Source organism: Mycoplana sp. 10N416, from assembly GCF_056394765.1.
On the sequence record NZ_JBFTIM010000008.1, the window covers coordinates 47,992 to 69,418 of the forward strand.

The window sequence follows — 21,427 nt, forward strand, 5'->3', positions numbered from 1 at the left end:
CGGGATGGCCCGACACGAGGGCGCTTTAATGCCCGCTGCGCCAGACGGCCGGCGCCGCGCGCAGCGTTCCGGCAGATGCCGCCACGGCTTGATCGCATGGCCAACGCAGTTCAACTTGAACCCACCCGGCTACATACCTTTATTGCATAAGATAGATTATGGAACATGAAGGTGAGATTTGTACAGCTTACCGGGTTCCGGCGGCTTGACCCGGCCTTTGCGGCTGCTTAAGCCGTGGCCCTATCAAATCCTGTTCCACGAAAGGCCCGGCCAATGAGCAATGCGCGCGTACTTTCCGATGCCTACATTGCCGAACTGCCGGGCTATTACAAAGGCAAGGTTCGCGAAAACTACGATCTCGCCGATGGCAGCCGCATCATCATCGCGACGGACCGTCTCAGCGCCTTCGACGTGATCCTGACGTCGATACCGTTCAAGGGCCAGGTACTGACGCAGACGGCGCGCTATTGGTTCGAGGAAACGGCCGACATCTGCCCGAACCACGTCCTGGCCTATCCTGACCCAAATGTCGTCCTCGGCACAAGACTCGATATACTGCCCATCGAGGTCGTCGTGCGCGGCTATCTCGCCGGTACGACCAGCACGTCGATCCTGACGAAATACAAGAACGGCGAACGTGAGATGTACGGCATCCGCCTGCCGGACGGATTGCGTGACAATGAGAAGCTGCCGCAGCCGATCATAACGCCGACCAGCAAGGCCTTCGACGGTGGACACGACGAGCCGCTCTCCGGCGCTGAAATCCTGGATCAGGGCCTGCTGACGCGCGAGCAATGGGAGACGGTCTCCGCCTATGCCCTGGCCCTCTTCGCCCGCGGTCAACAGAGCGCGGCCGAACGGGGCCTGATCCTCGTCGACACCAAGTACGAATTCGGGACCGACAAGGACGGTCGAATCGTGCTGGCTGACGAGATCCACACCCCGGACAGCAGCCGCTACTGGATCGCCGACAGCTACGGCGAAGCATTTTCCACCGGCAAGCGCCCGCTGAGTTTCGACAAGGACTTCGTGCGCGCCTGGGTCACCGAGCGTTGCGACCCCTACAAGGACCCGATCCCGGAAATTCCGGCCGAACTGATCGAGCAGACGTCGAAGGTCTATATCCAGGCCTACGAGACAATCACCGGACAAAAATTTGTCCCCGACCTTTCCGGCGCAACGGTGCTGGAGCGCATCCGCACAAACTTGCAGCCATATTTTGGGTCGTAGACTCGGTTCGAAAATTATGCTTTCGGTGTTTGCGCGTCCGTCACGGCGGAGCCTTCCGCGCGTTTAAGTTTGCGCTTTCCGTCGCAGCTTCGTCATTTGGTGACGCGGCTTTGACTTCGGCTTTGGCCCCCTCTCCCGAATATTAGGGATTGAGTATATGCGGCTAAAGGCCAATATCGCTTCCACGCAATTCCTGCTTCAGTTTATGCCGCGCACGCAGCGTTCCGCGGACCACGGTGTTCGCCAGGACCAGAATGGCAGAGGCCTTGTGTTTTGCGCGCTCCTTCCCAAATATTGGTGCGAAAGGAAAGCTCGACATGAAAATGAGAAATGCCAAGTTCGGGATTGGTGACGTCGTCCGCCATCGGATCTATCCGTTTCGCGGCGTGATCTTCGACGTCGACCCGGAGTTTGCCAATACCGATGAATGGTGGGATTCGATTCCTGCCGAGATACGGCCTTCAAAGGATCAACCGTTCTACCATCTCTTTGCCGAAAACGCTGAAACGGAATATGTCGCTTACGTTTCCGAGCAGAATCTGATGGCGGACGAAAGCGGTACTCCTATCCGTCACCCGCAGGTCAGGGCGCTGATGATGCCCGACGACGCCGGAACCTACCATTGGAAGGTCGATGCGGGCATCGTCCACTGAGCGCCCTCCTCCCACCGATGTGCGGCCAATCCATATGCAAAAACCCGGCACGCTGGCCGGGTTTTTTAGGTTTTGAACCTGTCTAAACTTACTGGCTCTTTGCCGCCTTCTGGGCGTCTTCGAGCTTCTTGCGGGCTTCGTCGGCCTTCTTCTGCATCTCTTCCTGCAGAAGACGCTGACGCTCCTCGAGCTTCGACTGCTCGATCGGCTCGCCGTCGAACGCGCCCGTGAAGCCGGACAGCGACATCTTGATCGGGTTCGGCGTGCGCTGGAAGTTGACGGAGGTGAACACCACCTCGCCGCCCTTCTTCAGGCTCGCCAGCATCTGGTCGGTCAGCGGCGCCTCGGCGACGCACTTATCGGGCATGCAGATGGCGTAGTCGATCTTCTGCGGCTTGCCGCCGTCGATCTGCATCGCCACGCCCGTCGGGATCAGCCGCGCACTCGGCACGGACACCTGGATGATCTTGCGATTGACCTTGCCCTCGACGGTGATCAGGCCGACAGCCGTCAGCAACTGGCCGCCGCCGGCCGTCAGCAGGTTCTGGACGATGCAGACGTCATTTTCTTCCTGCTTCGTGCAGACCTTGAACCAGCCCTGCGGGGCTGCGCCCTGCTGCGCCTGGGCAGTGGCAGGCAAAGTGCCGGCCGCGAGCGAAACTGCAAATGCCGAAAGCACTGCTTTTTTTGTAAGGATCGATTTCATAACGAGTTCCGTCTCCTGAAAACCGGTGCCGAGCGCTGTTCGCCCCTGAATGTTTCTGGTCAGCCGTGCGCTCTCCTGTCGGCGAATTGAGGCATTTGCATGACCCGTCTTTCGGGCTCTCCTGTTACAATGCGCCGCGGCGGATATCCAGCCTCCCCTCCGTGTTTTTGCCCAGACTTCATCAAAAAGGGGCGTCAAGAATGTTCGATCATGGCGCGGACATGTAAGTTGTCGCCGAATCGTCTTTTCAGCAATACGAGGAATCATCTTGCGGGCTCTATTGACAGCGCTCTTCATCGGACTTGCGATGCAGCCGGCTTGTCTTGCGGATGCTGCCCCGCTGCATGGGATCGCGATGCATGGCGATCCCGCGCTGCCGCCGGACTACAAGCATTTTTCCTATGTGAATCCCGACGTTAAGAAGGGCGGCAAGATCACCTACGGCGTCGTCGGCACGTTCGACAACCTCAATCCCTTCATCCTCAAGAGCATGCGCACCACGGCGCGCGGCATGTGGGATCCGGAGTTCGGCAATCTCGTCTACGAATCGCTGATGCAGCGCTCGCGCGACGAGCCCTTTTCCATGTACGGCCTCTTGGCCGAGACCGTCGAATGGGACGACGAGCGCAGCTTCGTCCAGTTCAACCTCAATCCGAAGGCGCGGTGGGCCGACGGCCAGCCGGTAACCGCCGAGGACGTCATCTTCTCTTTCGAGCTGTTGCGCGACAAGGGGCGCTCCCCCTTCAGCCGTAGGCTCGATGTTGTCGAGACGATGGAAAAGGTAGGCGACAACAGCGTCCGCTTCACTTTCAACGACAAGGCCGACCGCGAATCGCCGCTGCTGCTAGCTCTTTCTCCGGTGTTGCCGAAGCATGCGATCGAAGTCGAAGGCTTTGACCGCACGACGTTGCAGTTCCCGCTCGGCTCCGGCCCCTACCGGATCAAGGAGGTGAAGCCCGGGGAGAAGATCGTTTTCGAGCGCAATCCCGACTACTGGGGCGTGGACCTTCCCGCGAAGGTCGGTTTTGACAACTACGATCAGATAACGGTCGAGTACTTCCTGCAGGAGAACTCCCTGTTTGAAGCCTTCAAGAAGGGCGACGTCGACGTCTTCCAGGAAGGCAATCCGACGAAATGGGCGCGGGGCTACGACTTTCCGGCGGTGGCCACCGGCGCCATTCTCAAGGACGCGTTCAAGCCGCAGGTTCCCTCGGGCATGCTCGGGTTCGTGTTCAACACCCGGCGCCCCATGTTCTCTGACGTCCGGCTGCGGCATGGACTATCGCTCGTCTTCGACTTCGAATGGGTGAACAAGAACCTGTTCGAAGGGGCCTACAAGCGGACGGAGAGCTTCTGGCAAAATTCGGATCTCTCGTCGCTCGGCGTTGCAGCCGATAATGGGGAGCGGCAGTTGCTGGGATCTGCCCTGGCCCGTATCGAGCCGGCGATTCTCGACGGGACTTATCGTTGGCCCGTTACCGATGCCTCCGGCCGTGACCGCAAGGTGTTGAAGCAGGCCGTTATCCTGATGAAGGAGGCGGGTTATACGATCAAGGATGGTGTCATGAGCGACGCTTCAGGCAGACCGCTCGCCTTCGAGATCATGACCCAGAACGCCGACCAGGAAAAACTCGCCCTCGCCTACCAGCGTTTTCTTGCCGCGCTCGGCATCCGCGCATCCGTCCGCACGGTCGATGATTCGCAGTATCAGAGCCGCGCCCAGACCTTCGACTACGACGTCATCATCCGGGCCTACGCCTCGTCGCTTTCGCCGGGAATCGAGCAGGCGACGCGTTGGCGTTCCGATTTTCGGGATCGCGAAGGAAGCGAGGCCTTTGCCGGCGCCAACGATCCCGAGGTCGATCGGCTGGTGGATGCGATCCTGGCCGCGCGCAGCGCCGAGGATTTCCGCTCCGCTGTGCGCGCGCACGACCGCATGCTGCTTTCCAACCATTACGTCCTGCCTCTCTATCATCTCGGCCAGCAGTGGGTGGCGCGACACAGCCACATTGGGCATCCGGAGACGATGCCGCTCTATGGCTACCAGTTTCCGGTGTGGTGGGATGCGCGCGTCCAATAGGGGCGGTCCAATCGCTGATTCTGACTACTAACGGCGGACGGACCGTTGAAGTGCAGCACGCTCGCAACTATTTGCGGATTGTGACAGGCCCCTTGGGCAGGAGGATAGACGGGACATGGAAACCGTAACGATCGACGTCGTCTCCGATGTTGTGTGCCCCTGGTGCTATCTGGGCAAGAAGAGGCTTGCGCAGGCTGTCGACGCCGTCTGCGACGAACTGAACGTATCGGTCACCTTCCGACCCTACCAGCTCAATCCGGACATGCCGGCGCAAGGGGTGGATCACAAGAGCCACCTCGCCGAGAAACTCGGTGGCGAAGCGGCGGTCGAGCGCGCCCACAAGACGCTGACAGAACTCGGCGAGCAGGCCGGCATCGACTTCCATTTCGAAGCCATCTCACTAAGCCCGAACACGCTCGACGCGCACCGGCTGATGCGCTGGGCGATGATCGAGGGGCCGCAAGTGCAAAACCGCGTCACGCTGGCGCTGTTCAAGGCCTACTTCGAGGAGGGCCGGAACATCGGCGAGCGCAGTGTACTCCTGGACATCGCCGAGAAGTGCGGCATGGATCGGGCCGTCGTCTGCACGCTCTTTTCGGCAGGTGCCGATGTCGATTCCGTCAAGGAGGAGATCGGCATGGCGCGCGAGATGGGTATCACCGGCGTTCCTTGTTTCATCATCGACAACAAATATGCGGTGATGGGGGCGCAATCGACCGAAGTGCTGGCAGGTGCAATTCGTGAGGCTGCTGCCCTGAAGCAGTCAGAAGCGCCGGGCAAAGGTTAGGCGAACCAAGCGAGTCGTGCCGGGGACGGCTAACGAAGCTAAGGGCTTCGGCGACCTGGCGGCGCCCTCGTGTGGCTGATTGCTGTTGCCGCTTGGCTCTCGTCCGTAAGGGCTGCCGGCTCAGAGAAGCCCCAATTCCGCCAGTTCCCGCCTCAACTCTAGCGGCAGGTCGGCATTGCCTCCGTCGAGATTACGCAGATCGCGCGGCGCGTCCTCGTCCTTCAGATAGCGCCACCCTTGAAAGGCGCGCTTGGGCTGGAACTCCGTCTCGATCACCTCCGGCCCCAATATCAGTTCGCAGCGCGTGATCCCGTCAACATCCTTGAAAGTCCGCAGGTCCATCAGCCGCTGGCGGGCCTGAACCTGCCCTTTGATCACCCAATAGAGAGAGCCGCCGTCGAGCAGTTCTTCGACGCGCTTGGGGATCATCCTTGTCGTGTGGGACGAACTTGGCTCGAGGCCGGCGGCGAGCGCCACCAGCGCGCGCTTCGAAACCCACTCGCGCAAGTCGTCGAGCGTTTCCGCACCGACGCAGAGTTTGATGAGATGCAGGGCCATGGCCGCTTCAACGCCTTTCTGCTCCCGCCCTCAAGGTTGGCGCGCGCACTTCCCCCTGATTGCCTGTGCGTCAGGGACGGCAAAGTCGCATCAACACTCGACAACGTTCACGGCAAGACCGCCGGTCGAGGTCTCCTTGTATTTCTCGTTCATGTCGACACCGGTCTGGCGCATGGTCTCGATGCAGGCGTCCAGCGGCACGAAATGGGTGCCGTCGCCCTTGATCGCGAGCGAGGCTGCGGTCACGGCCTTGACAGCGCCAAGCGCGTTGCGCTCGATGCACGGCACCTGGACCAGCCCGGCGACCGGATCACAGGTCATCCCAAGATGATGCTCGAGCGCGATCTCGGCTGCGTTCTCGATCTGCTCCGGTGAGCCGCCCATCACGGCGGCCAGGCCGGCCGCCGCCATGGCCGAGGCCGATCCCACCTCGCCCTGACAGCCGACTTCGGCACCGGAAATCGAGGCGTTGTGCTTGATGATGCCGCCGATCGCGGCCGCGGTCAGCATATAGTCGCGAATGCCTTCGGCATCGGCATCCTCGTGAAAATGCAGGTAGTAGCGGATCGTCGCCGGGACGACGCCCGCCGCACCGTTTGTCGGCGAAGTCACGACTCGGCCGCCGGCGGCGTTTTCCTCGTTTACCGCCATGGCATAGACGCTGAGCCAGTCGTTCGCCAGCAGTGGGTTGGCCTTGTTCGAACGCCAATCCTCCTGCAACTTATCGTGGATCATCCGCGCGCGCCGCTTCACCTTCAGCCCGCCCGGCATGATGCCCTCCCCCTGAAGCCCGCGATCGATGCAGTTCTTCATCGCCTCCCAGATACGATCCAGTCCGGCATCGAGGTCCTCCCGGGACATGACGGTTTCCTCGTTCGCCCGTTTCATCTGGGCGATCGTCAGCCCGGAGCGGGCCGCCATCTCCAGCATCTCTTTCGCCGTGGCAAACGGGAACGGGATCTTGCGCTCGCTGGCCTGGGCCTTTGTCGCCCGCATTGCCTCCAGTTCCGTGTCGGTCACCACGAACCCGCCGCCGACGGAATAGTAGATGCGCTTGAGCAGTTCGCGACCATCGCGGTCATAGGCGGAAAAGGTCATGCCGTTCGCATGCCCCGGCAACGGCGTCTTCTTGTCAAAGACCAGATCGTGCTTCGGCTGGAACGCATAGCCGGGATGCCCCGGCGGGGTGACACGGCCGGTCCGCTCCACCTCGGCGATGATCGCGTCCATCTGGTCAGGGTCGACCTGGTCCGGGCGCTCCCCCATCAGTCCGAGGATGACCGCCCGGTCGGAGCCGTGGCCGACGCCGGTATAGGCCAGCGAGCCATGCAGGCTCATTTTGATGGCGGCGACGGTCGCTCCGGAGGGGCGCGGCCAGTCGGCCGAGAGAATGAGATCGAGGAAGCGGTTGGCCGCCGACATCGGTCCCATCGTGTGGGAACTGGACGGGCCTATGCCGATCTTGAAGACGTCGAATACGGAGAGAAACATGCCTGACCTGCCATATCGTGCAGCCGCATCGCGGCCGGAACCTGTGCCGCCGTGCCGCCCGTTGAGTGGCCACGGAAAGCGACACAGCCATATGTGGTAGAAGCTACGCCATCACGCAAGCGCCATCGAGTGGTGTCCCGACATTGGCTTTCACGGCTGCGACATACCTGCGCATACCGTCCCCCAAAAAAGAAAGCAGCGCGCCTGGGAGTGGCGCGCTGCTTTCGCTCGTTACGAGAGGGATGTGATCAATTGCCCCCAAAGAGATAGACAAGGGCAATAAAGCCCGCAAAACCGAGAACCATCCGGAGGGTCAGGCCCCAACAGAACTTCTGAGCGGTATTTTCCATGATTTCCCCAAACGAAGAACACTGCGCCGGCGCCGCTGGAGCGCCGAACGCGACCTTCATTAGTGAATAGTTTATGAAAACGCAATCGCAAAAAATGGCAGAAAAAAGGCAGGAGCATCTCCCCTCACGCACTGGGCAGGTGGAGCTATCTGCAAAATCAATTCGTTGAGGGATGCCCGCCCTCCCCTTCGCAAGCGGGGCTGGCCATACTTCGGTCAAAGGTGTCAACGCCACACCATCCGGTTCGCGATCGGCCCTTGAGCCCGTTCCCAAATCACCCAAACCGTGGCACACCTCGATCCATGTCAGTTGCCGATCCTATTGCCTTCACCGTGTTCATCGTTCTGTGGCTGGGCTATGCTTGGACCACGGACAATCGGCGCTTTCGCAACAGGGTAAGCCTGACGCGCGCAATGAACGCGCAGCGCGCTGCCTGGATCCGAAACGCCCTGCACCGCGACCTTCGCATGATCGACACCCAGATCATGTCCGGCCTTCAGAACGGTACCGCATTTTTCGCCTCCACCTCGATCCTCGCACTCGGCGGCTGCTTTGCCTTGCTCGGCGCTACCGAGAAGGTCTTCCTGGTCCTGGGCGACTTGCCGCTCGTGTTTCAGGCCGGCCGCGCCGGCTTCGAACTGAAGGTTGGCGGCCTTGCCTGCATCTTCGGCTATGCCTTCTTCAAGTTTGGATGGTCCTATCGGCTCTTCAACTACTGCACGATCCTTCTCGGAGCCGTCCCGATGGCCGGGGACATCGACAAGGACCCGGCGGCGGCGGAGCTTGCCGCCGACAAGGTCATCCAGATGAACATCCTGGCCGCGAGCCATTTCAACGCCGGCCTGCGCGCGATCTTTCTCTCGATCGGTTATCTTGGCTGGTTCGTTAGTCCCTATCTGTTCATGGTCTCGACGGCCTTCATCATCTTCGTGCTTGTCCGCCGCCAGTTCTATTCCGAAGCGCGTTGGACCGTTCTGGAGCGGGGCGAGTAGACACGCAGACCGCCACCTTTCCGCCATCCGTCCGGCACAAGGTCCAAACCCGAACATTGCAAGAGCGAATCGGAATAGACCGCCCCATGACGACAACGACGACAGACCCCGCCAGCCTGCACGGCGGAAAAACGATCCCGGCAAAGCGACTGCAATGGCTCGACGCAGCCCGAGGCATGGCACTCATTGCCATGGCCGTCTACCACTTCACGTGGGATCTGGACTATTTCGGATACATCGCACCGGGAACGGCGGCCACCGGTGGCTGGAAGATCTTTGCCCGTCTCATCGCCGGTAGCTTCATCTTCCTCGCGGGCTTCAGTCTCGTCCTCGGCCACCGTTCGGAAATCCGCTGGCGCCCCTTCTGGATCCGCTTCGGGCGGATCACCGCCGCGGCATTGCTGATCACGGTTGCCACCTATTTCATTTTTCCAGGCAGTTTCATCTTTTTCGGCATTCTGCACCTGATCGCTGCAGCGAGCCTGATCGGGCTGCTCTTTCTCCGTCTGCCGATCCTGGCGATCCTGCTTGCCGCCGCCGCCGCGTTCGCCGCGCCGCACTATCTGCGCTCCGCCGTCTTCGATCAGCCGGCGCTGCTGTGGGTCGGGCTGTCGCAAACAATGCCGCGATCGAACGACTATGTGCCCCTGCTGCCGTGGTTCGGCGCGTTCCTGCTCGGCATGGCCACCAGCCGACTCTTTCTTTTGCGGAAGGCGCCGGTTTCAATCACCCCGCGTCCAGTTATGAACAGCCGGTGGATATCCCTGCTTGGCACTGCTGGTCGCCACAGTCTCGCCATCTACCTTCTTCACCAGCCGGTGCTGATCGCGCTGGTCTATCTCCTCACCCTTGTCGTGCCGCCCGAAAGGCTCGACCCGGTGGAGAGCTACAGGCAGAGTTGCGTCGCAGCCTGCGGTGCCGACACGGACGCCGCATTCTGCAGCGCTTTCTGCGACTGCACGCTCGGTCGACTGCTGCAAGACGAACTGTTCAACGGCCTGAACGATGGCACGATCAATGCCAGGACGGACGCACGGATCGCCGCGATCTCGCAGCAGTGCACCACGGAAGCGCTGGCGGGCAGTAGTTTGAAGGAGTAGCCGCATGAATGCCTATCGGAGCAAGCCATTCACGTTTCCCTGGCCTCCGATCATTTATGCGCTCGCCGGCTTGGCCGCCCTCGCCCTTCAATTGTGCTGCCCAGCGGAATTTCCGGTCACGCACCTCTGGCTGTCGAAGGCAGCCGGCGCGCTTCTCCTCTTGCTCGCCGCCGGACTCGGCATCTGGGCGCTGCGCACCCTGAAGGACGGCCAGACCACCGCCCTGCCGCATCGCTGCGCCAGCCATCTGGTGACGAATGGTCCCTATCGGTACACCCGAAATCCTATCTACCTCGCCCACACGCTGGCGATCGCAGGCCTTGGAATTTTGCTGCAGAACCCGTGGTTTCTGGCGGCAGCGGTCGCCGCAGTCATCTTGACAACACTCGTGGCCGTCCGCCGGGAGGAGCTGCACCTATTGTCGCGTTTCGGTTGTGATTTCGAGCGCTACTGTCGTTCAACGGCGCGCTGGATCTAAGAGGCCCTGACCCATTGCTTCGGCCACAATAGTAAGAATGACGGCGCCCGTGGTCAGGTGCCGACCCCGATCTCCGCTAGGCGTGTCAGGCATGCCTCTTCGACGTTGTCGAGTTCGGCCAGCGTCTCGTCGATATCGCGACGCTTCTGCCGCAGCTCCTCACGCTTCTCATTGACCTTCAGCATGAGAAGCTGCAACTGCCCCGTCTCGCCGGGCGGATCCTTGTAGACCTGGATGATTTCGCGGATCTCCGAGATCGTGAAGCCGATCCGGCGTCCGCGCAGAATTTCCTTGATCAAATGCCGGTCGGCCGGACGGAACAGACGCGTGCGGCCGCGACGTTCGGGATGGATCAGGCCTTCGTCCTCGTAGAAGCGCAAGGTGCGTGTAGAAACACCGAACTCGCGCGTCAGTTCCGTTATGGTGTAGTATTTGTTCACGCTGGCTCCGAACACCGAGGATCGCGCGATATTATTGACATTTACGTGAAAGTCAATTTTTACGCCGTTGGCTGCCCGCGAACAGGCGGCGCCGGTCGCGGGAACGATTCGTGACAACACGGGCGAACGGACAAACGACCGTTATCCGCTTCAGTGGATGGCAAACCACCAGGTGGCGAGACCCAGGAAAGAAAAGAAGCCGGTCGTATCGGTGATCGCCGTGACGAAGACGGTCGAGGATACCGCAGGGTCGGCCCCTACCCTGTCCAACACCAGCGGGATCATGATGCCCGCCAGCGCTGCCGCCATCATGTTGATCAACATCGCCGTGGCGATGATGCCGCCGATATTGGCATCGTGAAACCAAAGTCCCGCGACGCAGCCGATCAGCGTTCCGCAGAGGACGCCGTTAAGAAGACCGACCCCGGCCTCGCGGCGGACGACGCGCCAGGCGTTGTGGATATCGAGATTGCGGGTGGCAAGCGCACGCACGGTCACCGTCATCGTCTGCGAACCGGCGTTGCCGCCCATCCCAGCCACGATCGGCATGAGAATGGCGAGCGCGACGATCTCCTCGATCGTCGCTTCGAAGATCGAGATGACCGAAGCGGCGATCGCGGCGGTGAACAGGTTGACGAGCAGCCAGGGGACGCGTGAGCGCGATGTTTCGAGGACGGTGTCGGACAGTTCCTCGTCGCCGACACCGCCGAGGCGCATCAGGTCCTCCTCGGCCTCTTCCTGGATCACGTCGACGACGTCGTCGATCGTCAGCACGCCGACCAGCCGGCCGTTCTCGTCGACGACGGCGGCCGAGAGAAGGTCGTACTGCTCGAACAGCTGAGCCGCCTCTTCCTGATCCATCAGGGCCGGTATCGGATGGCTCGTCTGGCGCATCACCGTTTCGACCTTGATGTCGCGCTTCGAACGCAAGACCCGGTCGAGATCGACAACGCCGACGAGCCGAAAGGTCGGGTCGATGACGAAGATCTCGGTGAAGCTGTCGGGAAGATCCTCGTCCTCGCGCATGTAGTCGATCGTCTGGCCGATCGTCCAGAATGGTGGCACCGCGACGAATTCCGAACGCATGCGCCGGCCGGCCGTGCTCTCCGGATAGTCCAGCGAACGGCGAAGACGGATCCGCTCGGTGAACGGCAGCTTCGAAAGGATCTCGTCCTGGTCTTCCTGGTCGAGGTCTTCGAGAATGTAGACGGCGTCATCCGATTCCATCCCGCCGATCGCCGCGGCGATCTGCTCGTTGGGCAGATGCTCGACGATGTCGAGGCGGATTGCCTCGTCCACTTCCGTAAGCGCGGCAAGGTCGAACTCGTCGCCGAGGAGCGAGACGAGCGCACGCCGCTGCTCGGGCTGGATGGCCTCGAGCAGGTCGCCCATTTCCGATTCGTGCAGGTTGGCGACATGACGGCGCAGGAACAGCATGTCGCGATCGGCGATCGCCGCCCCCACATGCATGAGGAAGTCGGAACGCACCGAACCATCCGGCGCGTAGATGTCACCACCTTCGAACGCGGTCGCCTCGACGGACGGAGCACGTTCGCGATCGTCTTCGCCGCTGTCCGTCATCCCAGCCGCTCCTCGAAAAGCACTCCTCGGCGCCGTATCCAAGTGACGCGGCTGCGAGGGCGATAGATTGTGATTGCCATGCCGTTGCCGGGCAGCACAAGCTCTCCGCCTTGCGGCCCGGCCTCGTGCTAACCCAAAGGATTGTCGTGGTCCACAGCCATGCGCGGCAAAACGATGTGCCAGCGCGGCAAAATTCCTGCACTGTTGCGAAATTCGATCCCCGTCTTTTCAGGCAAGGAAAAGCTGCGCGCCATCGAAACCCAGCCACCAATTGGCGGCTCCCATATGGCACGGCTTTTCAACCCGGGGGCAAATCTGTAGTTCGGCACGCAACGGCTTTTAAGGACGCGGTAGATGACGATACGCCCCATAGTGCGGTTTCCCGACGAACGGTTGCGGATGCCATGCCATCCGGTAACGATGTTCGATGACGCGCTTGCGGCGCTCGCCACCAACCTTGTGCAAACGATGCGCACCGCCCCCGGCATCGGCATCACTGCCGCCCACGTCGGTGAACTGGTTCGCCTCGTCGTGATCGAGCTCGACGGTCCTCAATCAACGCGCATCTACGTCAATCCTGTCGTCGAGTGGGCATCGGAAGACATGAGCACGCACACCGAGGGCAGCGTTTCGATGCCCGGCGTGGTCGAGGAGGTCGCGCGCGCTTCGAAAGTGCGCGTCCGCTACTCGGACCTCACGGGCGCGGCGAAGATCGAAGAGGCGGACGGCCTGCTCGCCGTCTGCCTCCAGCACGAGATCGACCAGCTCGACGGGATCTTCTGGATCGAGCGGCTGTCACGGCTGAAGCGCGACCGGATCGTCAAGAAGTTCCGCAAGCTGCAGAAGGATCAGGGCTGAACCATCCGCATCGCGCCAACCGCGGTTACGGCGGTCTCCCTGTTACTCCGTGTCGTTAGGCGCGGAATTCAACCAATGCCGGGGTTCTCGAACCAGCGGCATCCCGTGCCGGAAGCTCATTGGCGTGATGGCGAGCTGCGCCGATATCTAAACCCTGTTCGGCGGCGGCGTAGATCAGACTGTCCGCCCACTCCCTGGCGTTGCAAGCCTGCGCGACCCGCACCGCTTCGCGATAGACCGCCGCTTTCGGGTAACGGGCAAGCACGCTTGCGATCAGGCGCCGTGCCTCCTTGAGCTTTCCACGAACGCGGAAGATTTCCGACAGTTGAACGGCGTAGTTAGCGAATTCGCCGTCGCCCGGTTCAGACGTCAACAGCAACGCCTCCGCCTCATCGATCCGGCCTTCTTCAATAAGTCGGCGCGTCTCGGCGTTCACCGAATCTGCGGCAAAGAACTGGACGGCAGTGCGTAGCGCGTCATCGTACGGCAATGGCCCGGGGATCGACTGTTCATAGGACGGCCAGCTTTCGGCATGATCTGGATCGACGAAGCACGCCGAGGCCATCGCGGCGATCACATCGGACGGACGGCCATCGAGCGCCAGCACCTTGGCCTCTAGCAAATAACCATGTCCATTCCGCCAGCGAGGCTCATAGACGTTGAGGGCCTTGAGAATGGTTCCTGCAGCCGAAAAGTCTTTCCGAAGCACAGCGATTTCCGCGATGCCTGCGAACATTTCGGCCTGCAGGTCCCCCGACAACAGGAGCTTGAGATACATATCCAGCGCGACATCAGGTCGGCGATTGCGCAATTCGAACTGGGCCATTCGTAGTCGGTCTGGCTGGCTTCCGGACATCGGCACGGCGCGGGGCATGCTTGCCTGTGCCGTCAGGCTTCCGTCCGCGAGATAGGCAAGCGCACGCCGGGCGGTTTCCACATCGCCGGACTGCTCGCACAAGGACGCCCAAAGCCGCAGCAGATGCCGGTCTGGATAGCAGGACCATAAGTCGCTGACGAGTCGCTCGAACACCAACCGAGGCAAGACGATACGAAGCTCGTCAAGGAGTCGCACATAGGCTGGCGTATTTCTGAGTTTGCCGCAGATCAGATAGCTGGCGAAGAGCTGGAAGTGATGGCTTTGATCGACTGCAAGGATGCGGCCGACGCCCCGGGCGAGAATGGCATCGTTCCGTTCGTCCCTGAGTGCAACCGCAAGCGCGTCCGAGCGCAGGGTGGCGGGCCAGAGGTGCGAATCGAAGCACTCGGCGCGCTCGGCGACATCGGCTACAAGCGAATCGGTGGCGTCGCGGCGTTCGGCGACGATTCGCATGATCGTCGCCAGGCACCCGCGAACCGGATCATCCAGGCTGACGAGGTATTTCGGGTAAAGCAGATAGGCAGCACAGAAGACTTCTTCGACAGTAAGCCGCCGTTTGCGACGCTCCACCTGCACCCTGTCGTCCGTGAGCCCCCAGCCGGAGTAGAACGGTGCACCAATGGTCGTAACCGCCACGCCGTGGATGAGCGCTTCAAATCCGGACAGGGACGTCAACGTATAAACGTGATCCACGTGCTCGAAGAGTGCGCCGAGGATGAGATCTCCCTCCAGGACGCGGCAGTAAGCCGTATACTCGTCCATTGCATGGAGATTGTTTCGTAACCCGTTGAGAACATCGGGATGCGGCTTGTAGAGGATTTCCGCATCTGGGTTCTCTTCCAGCGCCAGCTTGATAAGCCGGAGGTCCGTCCAGCCGGCCGCGAGTCCGCAACGGATGGACGCATCCGCCTCCACCTGCCCAAGAACCAGTATCCGTCGGCGAGTCTGCATGCCGAGAACTTCGTCGGCCGCCTGAGCGCAGGCGAGGTTGTATTTGCTGACATTGAGGTCGCGAATGATCTTGAGCAGCGCCCGGGACGCTTCGATCAATTCGGGAATTGCACCGAAATCCGTCTCATTCAGGAGTATTTCCAGGCGGGACGGACTGCGGGCATCGAAATAGATCCCCTGGTCGTCGATCGCGAGCGAGAGTGCTGTCGTGTGGCGCCCGCCGAGATCCGACGAACGGACGAAGCCGTCCTCCACGCGCAACACGGGAATCTCTCTAGCTGAAGCATAGGCAGTGACATCAGGCCGTTCGACCGCCCCCCACAACACGAAGCGCGTGCCGGTGAGGTCGCAGTTGTCCAGCATTGCGCTGACACTGCGCCAAGGACGATTCTTTGACACGAAAACCGTGCGAAACTGCGGGAAATAACGTGACACGAAGTCCCGTTTCCATGGATTGAAATCCCAAAAGAAAGCCAATGGTTTTTCTGGACAGTCCCGCCAATTGTCGCCGACCAGGTCGAAAATATCGGGTGTGAGGGCCAAGGCTGGATGTGAGCGTCCGGGAGGAAGCCGCGAAAAATCGTCAGGGACGGAACCAAACCTGCTCTGCATCGGCCTGAGCGCTCTGCGGCAAGCCTTTCTTATCGCCTTGAGAGAAACCATCGTGAATATGTCACCGCAATGTTTGCTGGACTTTGTCGTAGTGTTCATCGCGGCGATTCAATCAGACTTCCATGAGAGCTATGTGACAACCCGACACAATGCCGAGCGCAACGACGCAGGCCGAAACCGGTGCATTCGTCTGACTGCAATCCCGACGTCAGGTTTTTCGCTGACCCCTGGACGCCCGATGGAGGGGATTTTCTCAGGGAAGATGGCTTCGGACAGGACCAGTCACAATTGAAGCCGGTCTGGCGCCGCCGCCCTCATCGCGAACGAGAGGCAAACCGATACCCTCGGACAGATCCAATTCGGTTGTGAAGACGTCTCCTCGGTCCTTCAAGCGCGTCAGAACGAAAGTGTCTTCGGCGATCTGCCGGCGAATTCTTCCCTTGTCGTCGTAAGAATGGCCCATCGTGGTGATCGAGAACCCCGCGAGGGTTACAGACGGCACGCCCATGAAAAGTGCGTAGCAGAGGGCGGCAACTCCGTTCGTCACCTTCCCGACCTCTCCGATGTCTGCGGGAAGTCCGCCACTCACGGCATCGACAATCGCCTCGCGCTCAGGCTTGGTGGCGCGCATCAGGCTCTCGTAGCGCACATCCGGCTTGGCCAAGAGCTCCAGGTGCATCCACCAAAGAGGCTTGTTATGGAGCCACAGAAGTCCCCTCGTCCTGACATGGGGATGTTCTTCCCAGGACTTCCTTCGCTTGCGGAACGTCAGGTCGGCGGGTGGGAGGCCCAGTGCGTTGGCCGTCCTGCCCGAGTTGTTGATGTCGACGCGTGCACAGTGTCCGATCACATCAGGCGGGATCGTAGGTGATGGCGCAGAGCCGAGAATCAACCACGGCCTATCCAGAATACCAAGTCGCGCGAGCCAGCGACGGTGTCTATCGCGCAATGCTTCAAGCGCGGCAGGTTCCATCTTCATCGCGAGCCCCACTTGAGTGGCGAGGGAAAGAGTCACCTAAATTAGATATGCGACACATCTCTGACACAAGCTCGTCTTCGTGTCCATTCGCCGCCCGGTGTGCCGAAAAACGTCGAAGCACGCAGTACCGGAAGGGCAGTCAGGGGCAGCACTGCGTAGCGGCTCTGGTAGCGTGGGCAGCTTGCCCCCCACCCCATACGCTCGGCTGTGTGGGACCTCGAAAACATCGGAACTCCATACGCGAAGAGCCGAGCGCTGGAGCCTGGTGAAAACAGCCATGGTCATAATGTCCGCTTGGACTTGCCATGGGACACCTGAAGATCCAACCACTTGAACATTAAACAAAAAACCCGGCCGAAGCCGGGTTTTTGGTGCGGTCGAGAAGACTCGAACTTCCACGGGTTGCCCCACAGCGACCTCAACGCTGCGCGTCTACCAATTCCGCCACGACCGCATCGTGGTAGGCGTCGACTTGCGCCGACGGGGGTGCATGTAGCAAAAGCGTTTTGGGTGCACAAGGCCACTGCGACAGAAATCTGACGGGAAAAACAACAATTTCAACAGGCCCTGTGAACAGCGGCTTTTCCCCCCTCAAATCCCCGTGCTCTCCGGCCTATATTCGCAGGAATTGCCAAAAGGACGCATCATGCAACGTGCTGAACTTGATAGATCGATGTTTGCCACTCCCGGTTCGCGGCCGGCACGCTGGCGGATAGAATCGGGTCTGACCCCTTACGACGTCGCAGTGGAAACGATGGAACGCGAAGCTGCGGCGATCGCCGCAGGTGAGGCAGACGAACTTGTCTGGTTGGTCGAGCATCCGCCGCTCTACACCGCCGGCACCAGTGCGGACAGCGCGGACCTCGTGGATGCGGACCGCTTTCCCGTTTTCCAGACCGGGCGCGGCGGCGAATACACCTATCATGGGCCCGGCCAGCGCGTCGTCTATGTCATGCTCGATTTGAAGCGGCGCCGCCAGGACGTGCGTGCCTTCGTGGCGGCACTCGAGGACGTGGTCATTGAAACGCTTGCGCAAATGAATGTCAGGGGCGAACGCCGTGAAGACCGGGTCGGCGTCTGGGTGCAGCGCCCGGAACGGCCGCCGCTACCCGATGGCTCGCCGGCGGAGGACAAGGTCGCCGCGATCGGCATCCGTCTGCGACGCTGGGTAAGCTTTCACGGTCTTTCCCTGAACGTCGATCCGGACCTGGAGCATTTCAACGGAATCGTCCCGTGCGGGATCCGCGGCTACGGCGTCACTAGCCTCGTCGATCTCGGCCTGCCCGTGATGATGAGCGATGTCGACGTGCGCCTTAAGGAAGCTTTCGAGAGAGTCTTCGGACCGGTGACGATCGACCGATAGGGGTTGCTTCGCAAATGAGAGCGAATTGCCCGCGAATCATGCGGCAGGCGATTATGCCCGCTTGGCCGAATTCACCCGCTCTCGCCACAGGATGAACAGCCCGGACCCGACGATGATGGAGATCCCCACCCATTTCCAGACGCCCGGGAATTCGCCGAAGATCGCGTAGCCGAGAATCGTGGCGGAGATGATCTCGAAATACTGGAAAGGTGCCAGCAGCGACAGCGGCGCCATCCGGAAAGCACGCACGACAAGTATGTGCGCGTAGCCGGACAAGCCTCCGAGAATCAGAAGGAGGACCAGCGCAAATCCTGATTGCGGCAGCGACGGCTCGAAATCTGCAATACCGGCGCCATTGCCCACTATTAACGCGCCCCCCAGAAACAGCATCCCGCCAAATCCGGAGATCGTCTGCATTGTCAGTGGCGAATCGCCCTCCCCGATCGCCCGGTTGAGAAACAGATAGAGCGAGAACAGGAAAGCGCAGCCAACCGGCAGCAGCGATGTCATGCCGAAAACGGCGAAGCTCGGCTGGATGACGATCAACGCACCGCCAAAACCCACCGCGATCGCCAGCCACCGCCGCCAGCCGACCCGCTCTCCGAGAAAGACCGCCGACATCGCCGTCAATATGAAGGGTTCGACGAAATAGATGGCGAAAACGTCCGCCAGCGGCATGTATTTGACCGCCGCGAAGAACAGCAGGCTGGCGCCCCCGTGCAATATTCCGCGCAGCAGGTTCATCCATGGCCGTTTAGCGCGAAACGCCTCCTTGCCGCCGACCGTCAGCAGCAGCGGCAGCGTGCAGACGAGCTGGAAGAAGAACCGATAGAAGGTCACCTGCCCCGGCGACATGCCGCCATAGGTCGCCATGTACTTGGCGATGGCATCCATTCCGGGCAGTAGCATCATGGCAAATGTCATGAGCGCCATGCCCTGCATCGTCTGTTGTCTGAAGTGTTCCGTCGCCGACGTTTGCATGGGGTACCTTTGGCTCGCCTGTCGCCAGTCTCGATGTACCGCGATGGCTGGAATCGGCGGCATCGAAGGCTGGCCCCGCTTCAACAGCATTGCTGGCTGCCAGGTCAAGACGTCCGCCCGGTTGTTAGCGTCCCCTTTGCGCAATGCCGGCAAACCATGCGTCCGAAGGCGGCGCAATTGGAGTAGCCTGGCCTTCTGCCGGTCTTTAAGCTTGAAGCCACGACAACGGAGACCGCAATGGCCGAAACCGGCGACAACAACACCATTCCCTTTCGATCCAGCCACGCCGACGGCGACACGCTCGGCGGTCGCATATGGCGGGCGCGGGACGCGCTTGATATGTCGCTCGAGGAAGTCGCGACCCGGATGGGGCTGCCGGAAGAAACCGTGGCAGATTGGGAGCGTGATCATGCCGAACCGCGCACACAGGCCCTTTTCATGCTCGCCGGTGTGCTCGGCGTGTCACCCTCCTGGCTGATCGCCGGTGTCGGTGATGCCCCGCCCGAGGTCGAATCGGAGCCAGGGCTGCACCCGCTGATGGAACAATTGCATCAGCTCCGCCGCTTGCACGAGCAGACCGGACTTGCGATTGCTGCCCTCGAAGCGGAGATCGGCAAGCTTGCTGGCCGCGACCGGAACAACAAAGATTGAGGCATTGCGGGCTTGAGCGGCGGGGGTTGCTCTGCAATGGTCCGCGCCGGACAGAATCTGTTGACGTTTTAGGAGAAAGATCATGGACGTACGCGCCGCCGTCGCCGTTCAGGCGGGCAAGCCGCTGGAAGTGATGACCGTACAGCTCGAAGGCCCGCGCGCCGGCGAAGTGCTGATCGAGGTCAAGGCCACCGGCATCTGCCACACCGACGACTTCACGCTGTCGGGCGCCGATCCGGAGGGGCTGTTCCCGGCGATCCTCGGCCATGAGGGCGCCGGCATCGTCGTCGACGTCGGCCCCGGCGTCACCTCGGTGAAGAAGGGTGACCACGTCATCCCGCTCTACACGCCGGAATGCCGCGAGTGCTACTCCTGCCTCAGCCGCAAGACCAACCTCTGCACGGCGATCCGCTCGACGCAGGGCCAGGGCCTGATGCCGGACGGCACCTCGCGGTTCTCGATCGGCAAGGACAAGATCCACCACTACATGGGCTGCTCGACGTTTGCCAACTACACGGTGCTGCCGGAGATCGCCGTCGCCAAGGTCAATCCGGACGCGCCGTTCGACAAGATCTGCTACATCGGCTGCGGCGTCACCACCGGCATCGGCGCGGTGATCAACACCGCGCAGGTCGAGATCGGTTCGACGGCGATCGTCTTCGGCCTCGGCGGCATCGGCCTCAACGTGCTGCAGGGGCTGCGGCTCGCCGGCGCCGACATGATCATCGGCGTCGACATCAATCCCGACCGCCAGGCCTGGGGCGAAAAGTTCGGCATGACCCACTTCGTCAATGCCAAGGAGGTCGGCGACGACATCGTCCCCCACCTCGTCAACCTGACCAAGCGCAACGGCGACCTGATCGGCGGCGCCGACTACACCTTCGACTGCACCGGCAACACCAAGGTGATGCGCCAGGCGCTCGAATCGGCGCATCGCGGCTGGGGCAAGTCGGTGATCATCGGCGTCGCCGGCGCCGGCCAGGAGATTTCGACGCGGCCGTTCCAGCTCGTCACCGGCCGGCAGTGGATGGGCACGGCCTTCGGTGGCGCGCGCGGCCGCACCGACGTGCCGAAGATCGTCGACTGGTACATGGAAGGCAAGATCCAGATCGATCCGATGATCACCCACACCATGCCGCTCGAAGACATCAACAAGGGCTTCGAGCTGATGCATTCGGGCGAGAGCATCCGCGGTGTCGTGGTCTATTGATGACTGTTGAGGCCTATAAGGCCGACGTGCGGAGAATGGACGCGTTCTCCGCCGTCGAACTTTATGCGCTGCTGAAGCTGCGCGTCGACGTCTTCGTCGTCGAACAGGAATGCCCCTACCCCGACCTGGACGGCCGCGATATCGACGTGCTGCATCTGCGGCTGCTGTCGGGTGCGGACCTGATCGCTGCGGCACGTATTCTGCCACCGGACGGGACCAATACCCTAGCCCGGATCGGAAGGGTCGTGGTTTCCCCCGCACACCGCGGCAAGCGGCTCGGCGAAGCGGTGATGCGGGAGGCGATTGCCGCTTGCGAACTGCGGTTTCCACAAGCGCAAATCGCCCTGTCAGCCCAAAGCCACCTGAAACGCTTCTATGAATCCTTTGGCTTTTCCCCGGTTTCGGAGGAATATCTGGAGGACGGCATACCCCATATCGATATGGTGCGGCCGGCCACGAACCGTGGCGCCTGAGGCACGAGACAGGACCGAACACAACG

At 61.3% G+C, this 21,427-nt stretch carries 21 protein-coding genes and 1 tRNA gene; 12 read left to right on the forward strand and 10 right to left on the reverse strand.

Features of this window, described 5'->3' with window-relative positions; translation table 11 throughout:
• Positions 1 to 273 precede the first annotated feature (273 nt).
• Both AC1DDS_RS16895 and hspQ read left to right on the forward strand, forming a co-directional pair.
• A complete protein-coding gene (locus tag AC1DDS_RS16895; RefSeq protein WP_477479959.1) occupies positions 274 to 1,230 on the forward strand; it encodes a phosphoribosylaminoimidazolesuccinocarboxamide synthase in 957 nt (318 codons plus the stop codon).
• A 317-nt stretch (positions 1,231 to 1,547) separates the two neighbouring features.
• A complete protein-coding gene (hspQ, locus tag AC1DDS_RS16900; protein ID WP_310421254.1) occupies positions 1,548 to 1,883 on the forward strand; it encodes a heat shock protein HspQ in 336 nt (111 codons plus the stop codon).
• An 88-nt stretch (positions 1,884 to 1,971) separates the two neighbouring features.
• On the opposite strand, the gene AC1DDS_RS16905 is transcribed toward hspQ, so the two are convergent.
• Positions 1,972 to 2,589, reverse strand: a complete 618-nt coding sequence (locus tag AC1DDS_RS16905) for an invasion associated locus B family protein (protein WP_310420892.1) — start codon at positions 2,587 to 2,589, stop codon at positions 1,972 to 1,974.
• A 307-nt stretch (positions 2,590 to 2,896) separates the two neighbouring features.
• On the opposite strand from AC1DDS_RS16905, the gene AC1DDS_RS16910 reads away from it, so the two are divergent.
• Together AC1DDS_RS16910 and AC1DDS_RS16915 are read left to right on the forward strand one after the other, a co-directional pair.
• On the forward strand, positions 2,897 to 4,669 hold the full coding sequence (locus AC1DDS_RS16910; protein ID WP_477480163.1) for an extracellular solute-binding protein: 1,773 nt from the start codon (positions 2,897 to 2,899) through the stop codon (positions 4,667 to 4,669).
• Positions 4,670 to 4,784: 115 nt separating this feature from the next.
• Entirely contained in the window at positions 4,785 to 5,456 is a 672-nt protein-coding gene (locus AC1DDS_RS16915; protein WP_477479960.1) for a DsbA family oxidoreductase, read from the forward strand.
• Between the two features lie 120 nt (positions 5,457 to 5,576).
• Here AC1DDS_RS16915 and AC1DDS_RS16920 read toward each other — a convergent pair whose 3' ends face one another.
• Positions 5,577 to 6,014 carry a DUF1489 family protein gene (locus AC1DDS_RS16920; RefSeq protein WP_477479961.1) on the reverse strand — a complete coding sequence of 146 codons (438 nt, stop codon included), beginning with the start codon at positions 6,012 to 6,014 and terminating at the stop codon, positions 5,577 to 5,579.
• A 90-nt stretch (positions 6,015 to 6,104) separates the two neighbouring features.
• Positions 6,105 to 7,505: an L-serine ammonia-lyase gene (locus AC1DDS_RS16925; RefSeq protein WP_477479962.1), complete on the reverse strand. Its 1,401-nt coding sequence runs from the start codon at positions 7,503 to 7,505 to the stop codon at positions 6,105 to 6,107.
• A gap of 652 nt (positions 7,506 to 8,157) precedes the next feature.
• On the opposite strand from AC1DDS_RS16925, the gene AC1DDS_RS16930 reads away from it, so the two are divergent.
• The 3 genes from AC1DDS_RS16930 (at position 8,158) to AC1DDS_RS16940 (ending at position 10,425) form a co-directional block, all read left to right on the forward strand.
• Complete coding sequence (locus AC1DDS_RS16930; protein WP_310420899.1) at positions 8,158 to 8,847, forward strand: DUF599 domain-containing protein; 690 nt, start codon at positions 8,158 to 8,160, stop codon at positions 8,845 to 8,847.
• Between the two features lie 86 nt (positions 8,848 to 8,933).
• Positions 8,934 to 9,947, forward strand: coding sequence for a heparan-alpha-glucosaminide N-acetyltransferase (locus tag AC1DDS_RS16935; RefSeq protein ID WP_477479963.1), 1,014 nt, complete (start codon positions 8,934 to 8,936; stop codon positions 9,945 to 9,947).
• A 4-nt stretch (positions 9,948 to 9,951) separates the two neighbouring features.
• On the forward strand, positions 9,952 to 10,425 hold the full coding sequence (locus AC1DDS_RS16940) for a methyltransferase family protein (RefSeq protein ID WP_477479964.1): 474 nt from the start codon (positions 9,952 to 9,954) through the stop codon (positions 10,423 to 10,425).
• Between the two features lie 53 nt (positions 10,426 to 10,478).
• Here AC1DDS_RS16940 and AC1DDS_RS16945 read toward each other — a convergent pair whose 3' ends face one another.
• The 3 genes from AC1DDS_RS16945 to AC1DDS_RS16955 all read right to left on the reverse strand — a co-directional run bounded on the left by AC1DDS_RS16945 (position 10,479) and on the right by AC1DDS_RS16955 (position 12,817).
• Positions 10,479 to 10,865 (reverse strand): MerR family transcriptional regulator, encoded by a 387-nt coding sequence (locus AC1DDS_RS16945; RefSeq protein ID WP_477479965.1) that lies wholly within the window; start codon positions 10,863 to 10,865, stop codon positions 10,479 to 10,481.
• Between the two features lie 150 nt (positions 10,866 to 11,015).
• Positions 11,016 to 12,446, reverse strand: a complete 1,431-nt coding sequence (gene mgtE, locus AC1DDS_RS16950) for a magnesium transporter (protein WP_477479966.1) — start codon at positions 12,444 to 12,446, stop codon at positions 11,016 to 11,018.
• A 128-nt stretch (positions 12,447 to 12,574) separates the two neighbouring features.
• Positions 12,575 to 12,817, reverse strand: a complete 243-nt coding sequence (locus AC1DDS_RS16955) for a hypothetical protein (protein WP_477479967.1) — start codon at positions 12,815 to 12,817, stop codon at positions 12,575 to 12,577.
• Between AC1DDS_RS16955 and AC1DDS_RS16960 the strand changes: the two genes are divergently transcribed.
• Positions 12,801 to 13,304, forward strand: a complete 504-nt coding sequence (locus AC1DDS_RS16960; RefSeq protein WP_477479968.1) for a peptide deformylase — start codon at positions 12,801 to 12,803, stop codon at positions 13,302 to 13,304. The genes AC1DDS_RS16955 and AC1DDS_RS16960 overlap by 17 nt on opposite strands.
• Before the next feature lie 55 nt (positions 13,305 to 13,359).
• On the opposite strand, the gene AC1DDS_RS16965 is transcribed toward AC1DDS_RS16960, so the two are convergent.
• From AC1DDS_RS16965 to AC1DDS_RS16975, 3 genes are all read right to left on the reverse strand, one after another.
• Complete coding sequence (locus AC1DDS_RS16965) at positions 13,360 to 15,675, reverse strand: capsular polysaccharide export protein, LipB/KpsS family (RefSeq protein WP_477479969.1); 2,316 nt, start codon at positions 15,673 to 15,675, stop codon at positions 13,360 to 13,362.
• 322 nt (positions 15,676 to 15,997) lie between these two features.
• The gene (locus AC1DDS_RS16970) at positions 15,998 to 16,723 is read right to left on the reverse strand and encodes a hypothetical protein (protein ID WP_477480164.1); all 726 of its coding nucleotides are present in this window, start codon (positions 16,721 to 16,723) and stop codon (positions 15,998 to 16,000) included.
• A 369-nt stretch (positions 16,724 to 17,092) separates the two neighbouring features.
• A tRNA-Leu gene (locus tag AC1DDS_RS16975) sits at positions 17,093 to 17,177 on the reverse strand.
• 192 nt (positions 17,178 to 17,369) lie between these two features.
• Between AC1DDS_RS16975 and lipB the strand changes: the two genes are divergently transcribed.
• Entirely contained in the window at positions 17,370 to 18,086 is a 717-nt protein-coding gene (lipB, locus tag AC1DDS_RS16980; RefSeq protein WP_477479970.1) for a lipoyl(octanoyl) transferase LipB, read from the forward strand.
• Between the two features lie 51 nt (positions 18,087 to 18,137).
• Here lipB and AC1DDS_RS16985 read toward each other — a convergent pair whose 3' ends face one another.
• Positions 18,138 to 19,010, reverse strand: coding sequence for a DMT family transporter (locus tag AC1DDS_RS16985; RefSeq protein WP_477480165.1), 873 nt, complete (start codon positions 19,008 to 19,010; stop codon positions 18,138 to 18,140).
• A 294-nt stretch (positions 19,011 to 19,304) separates the two neighbouring features.
• On the opposite strand from AC1DDS_RS16985, the gene AC1DDS_RS16990 reads away from it, so the two are divergent.
• The 3 genes from AC1DDS_RS16990 (at position 19,305) to AC1DDS_RS17000 (ending at position 21,401) form a co-directional block, all read left to right on the forward strand.
• Positions 19,305 to 19,718 (forward strand): helix-turn-helix domain-containing protein, encoded by a 414-nt coding sequence (locus AC1DDS_RS16990; protein ID WP_477479971.1) that lies wholly within the window; start codon positions 19,305 to 19,307, stop codon positions 19,716 to 19,718.
• A gap of 82 nt (positions 19,719 to 19,800) precedes the next feature.
• Complete coding sequence (locus AC1DDS_RS16995; protein ID WP_477479972.1) at positions 19,801 to 20,928, forward strand: S-(hydroxymethyl)glutathione dehydrogenase/class III alcohol dehydrogenase; 1,128 nt, start codon at positions 19,801 to 19,803, stop codon at positions 20,926 to 20,928.
• Positions 20,928 to 21,401: a GNAT family N-acetyltransferase gene (locus AC1DDS_RS17000; protein WP_477479973.1), complete on the forward strand. Its 474-nt coding sequence runs from the start codon at positions 20,928 to 20,930 to the stop codon at positions 21,399 to 21,401. The genes AC1DDS_RS16995 and AC1DDS_RS17000 overlap by 1 nt, the downstream gene beginning before the upstream one ends.
• The last annotated feature ends 26 nt before the right edge of the window (positions 21,402 to 21,427 follow it).

Coding starts and splice junctions, on each gene's coding strand:
- AC1DDS_RS16895 (WP_477479959.1), top strand. CDS start 274: ATGAGCAATGCGCGCGTACTTTCCGATGCCTACATTGCCGAACTGCCG.
- hspQ (WP_310421254.1), top strand. CDS start 1,548: ATGAAAATGAGAAATGCCAAGTTCGGGATTGGTGACGTCGTCCGCCAT.
- AC1DDS_RS16905 (WP_310420892.1), bottom strand. CDS start 2,589: ATGAAATCGATCCTTACAAAAAAAGCAGTGCTTTCGGCATTTGCAGTT.
- AC1DDS_RS16910 (WP_477480163.1), top strand. CDS start 2,897: ATGCAGCCGGCTTGTCTTGCGGATGCTGCCCCGCTGCATGGGATCGCG.
- AC1DDS_RS16915 (WP_477479960.1), top strand. CDS start 4,785: ATGGAAACCGTAACGATCGACGTCGTCTCCGATGTTGTGTGCCCCTGG.
- AC1DDS_RS16920 (WP_477479961.1), bottom strand. CDS start 6,014: ATGGCCCTGCATCTCATCAAACTCTGCGTCGGTGCGGAAACGCTCGAC.
- AC1DDS_RS16925 (WP_477479962.1), bottom strand. CDS start 7,505: ATGTTTCTCTCCGTATTCGACGTCTTCAAGATCGGCATAGGCCCGTCC.
- AC1DDS_RS16930 (WP_310420899.1), top strand. CDS start 8,158: ATGTCAGTTGCCGATCCTATTGCCTTCACCGTGTTCATCGTTCTGTGG.
- AC1DDS_RS16935 (WP_477479963.1), top strand. CDS start 8,934: ATGACGACAACGACGACAGACCCCGCCAGCCTGCACGGCGGAAAAACG.
- AC1DDS_RS16940 (WP_477479964.1), top strand. CDS start 9,952: ATGAATGCCTATCGGAGCAAGCCATTCACGTTTCCCTGGCCTCCGATC.
- mgtE (WP_477479966.1), bottom strand. CDS start 12,446: ATGACGGACAGCGGCGAAGACGATCGCGAACGTGCTCCGTCCGTCGAG.
- AC1DDS_RS16960 (WP_477479968.1), top strand. CDS start 12,801: ATGACGATACGCCCCATAGTGCGGTTTCCCGACGAACGGTTGCGGATG.
- AC1DDS_RS16955 (WP_477479967.1), bottom strand. CDS start 12,817: ATGGGGCGTATCGTCATCTACCGCGTCCTTAAAAGCCGTTGCGTGCCG.
- AC1DDS_RS16970 (WP_477480164.1), bottom strand. CDS start 16,723: ATGAAGATGGAACCTGCCGCGCTTGAAGCATTGCGCGATAGACACCGT.
- lipB (WP_477479970.1), top strand. CDS start 17,370: ATGCAACGTGCTGAACTTGATAGATCGATGTTTGCCACTCCCGGTTCG.
- AC1DDS_RS16985 (WP_477480165.1), bottom strand. CDS start 19,010: ATGACATTTGCCATGATGCTACTGCCCGGAATGGATGCCATCGCCAAG.
- AC1DDS_RS16990 (WP_477479971.1), top strand. CDS start 19,305: ATGGCCGAAACCGGCGACAACAACACCATTCCCTTTCGATCCAGCCAC.
- AC1DDS_RS16995 (WP_477479972.1), top strand. CDS start 19,801: ATGGACGTACGCGCCGCCGTCGCCGTTCAGGCGGGCAAGCCGCTGGAA.
- AC1DDS_RS17000 (WP_477479973.1), top strand. CDS start 20,928: ATGACTGTTGAGGCCTATAAGGCCGACGTGCGGAGAATGGACGCGTTC.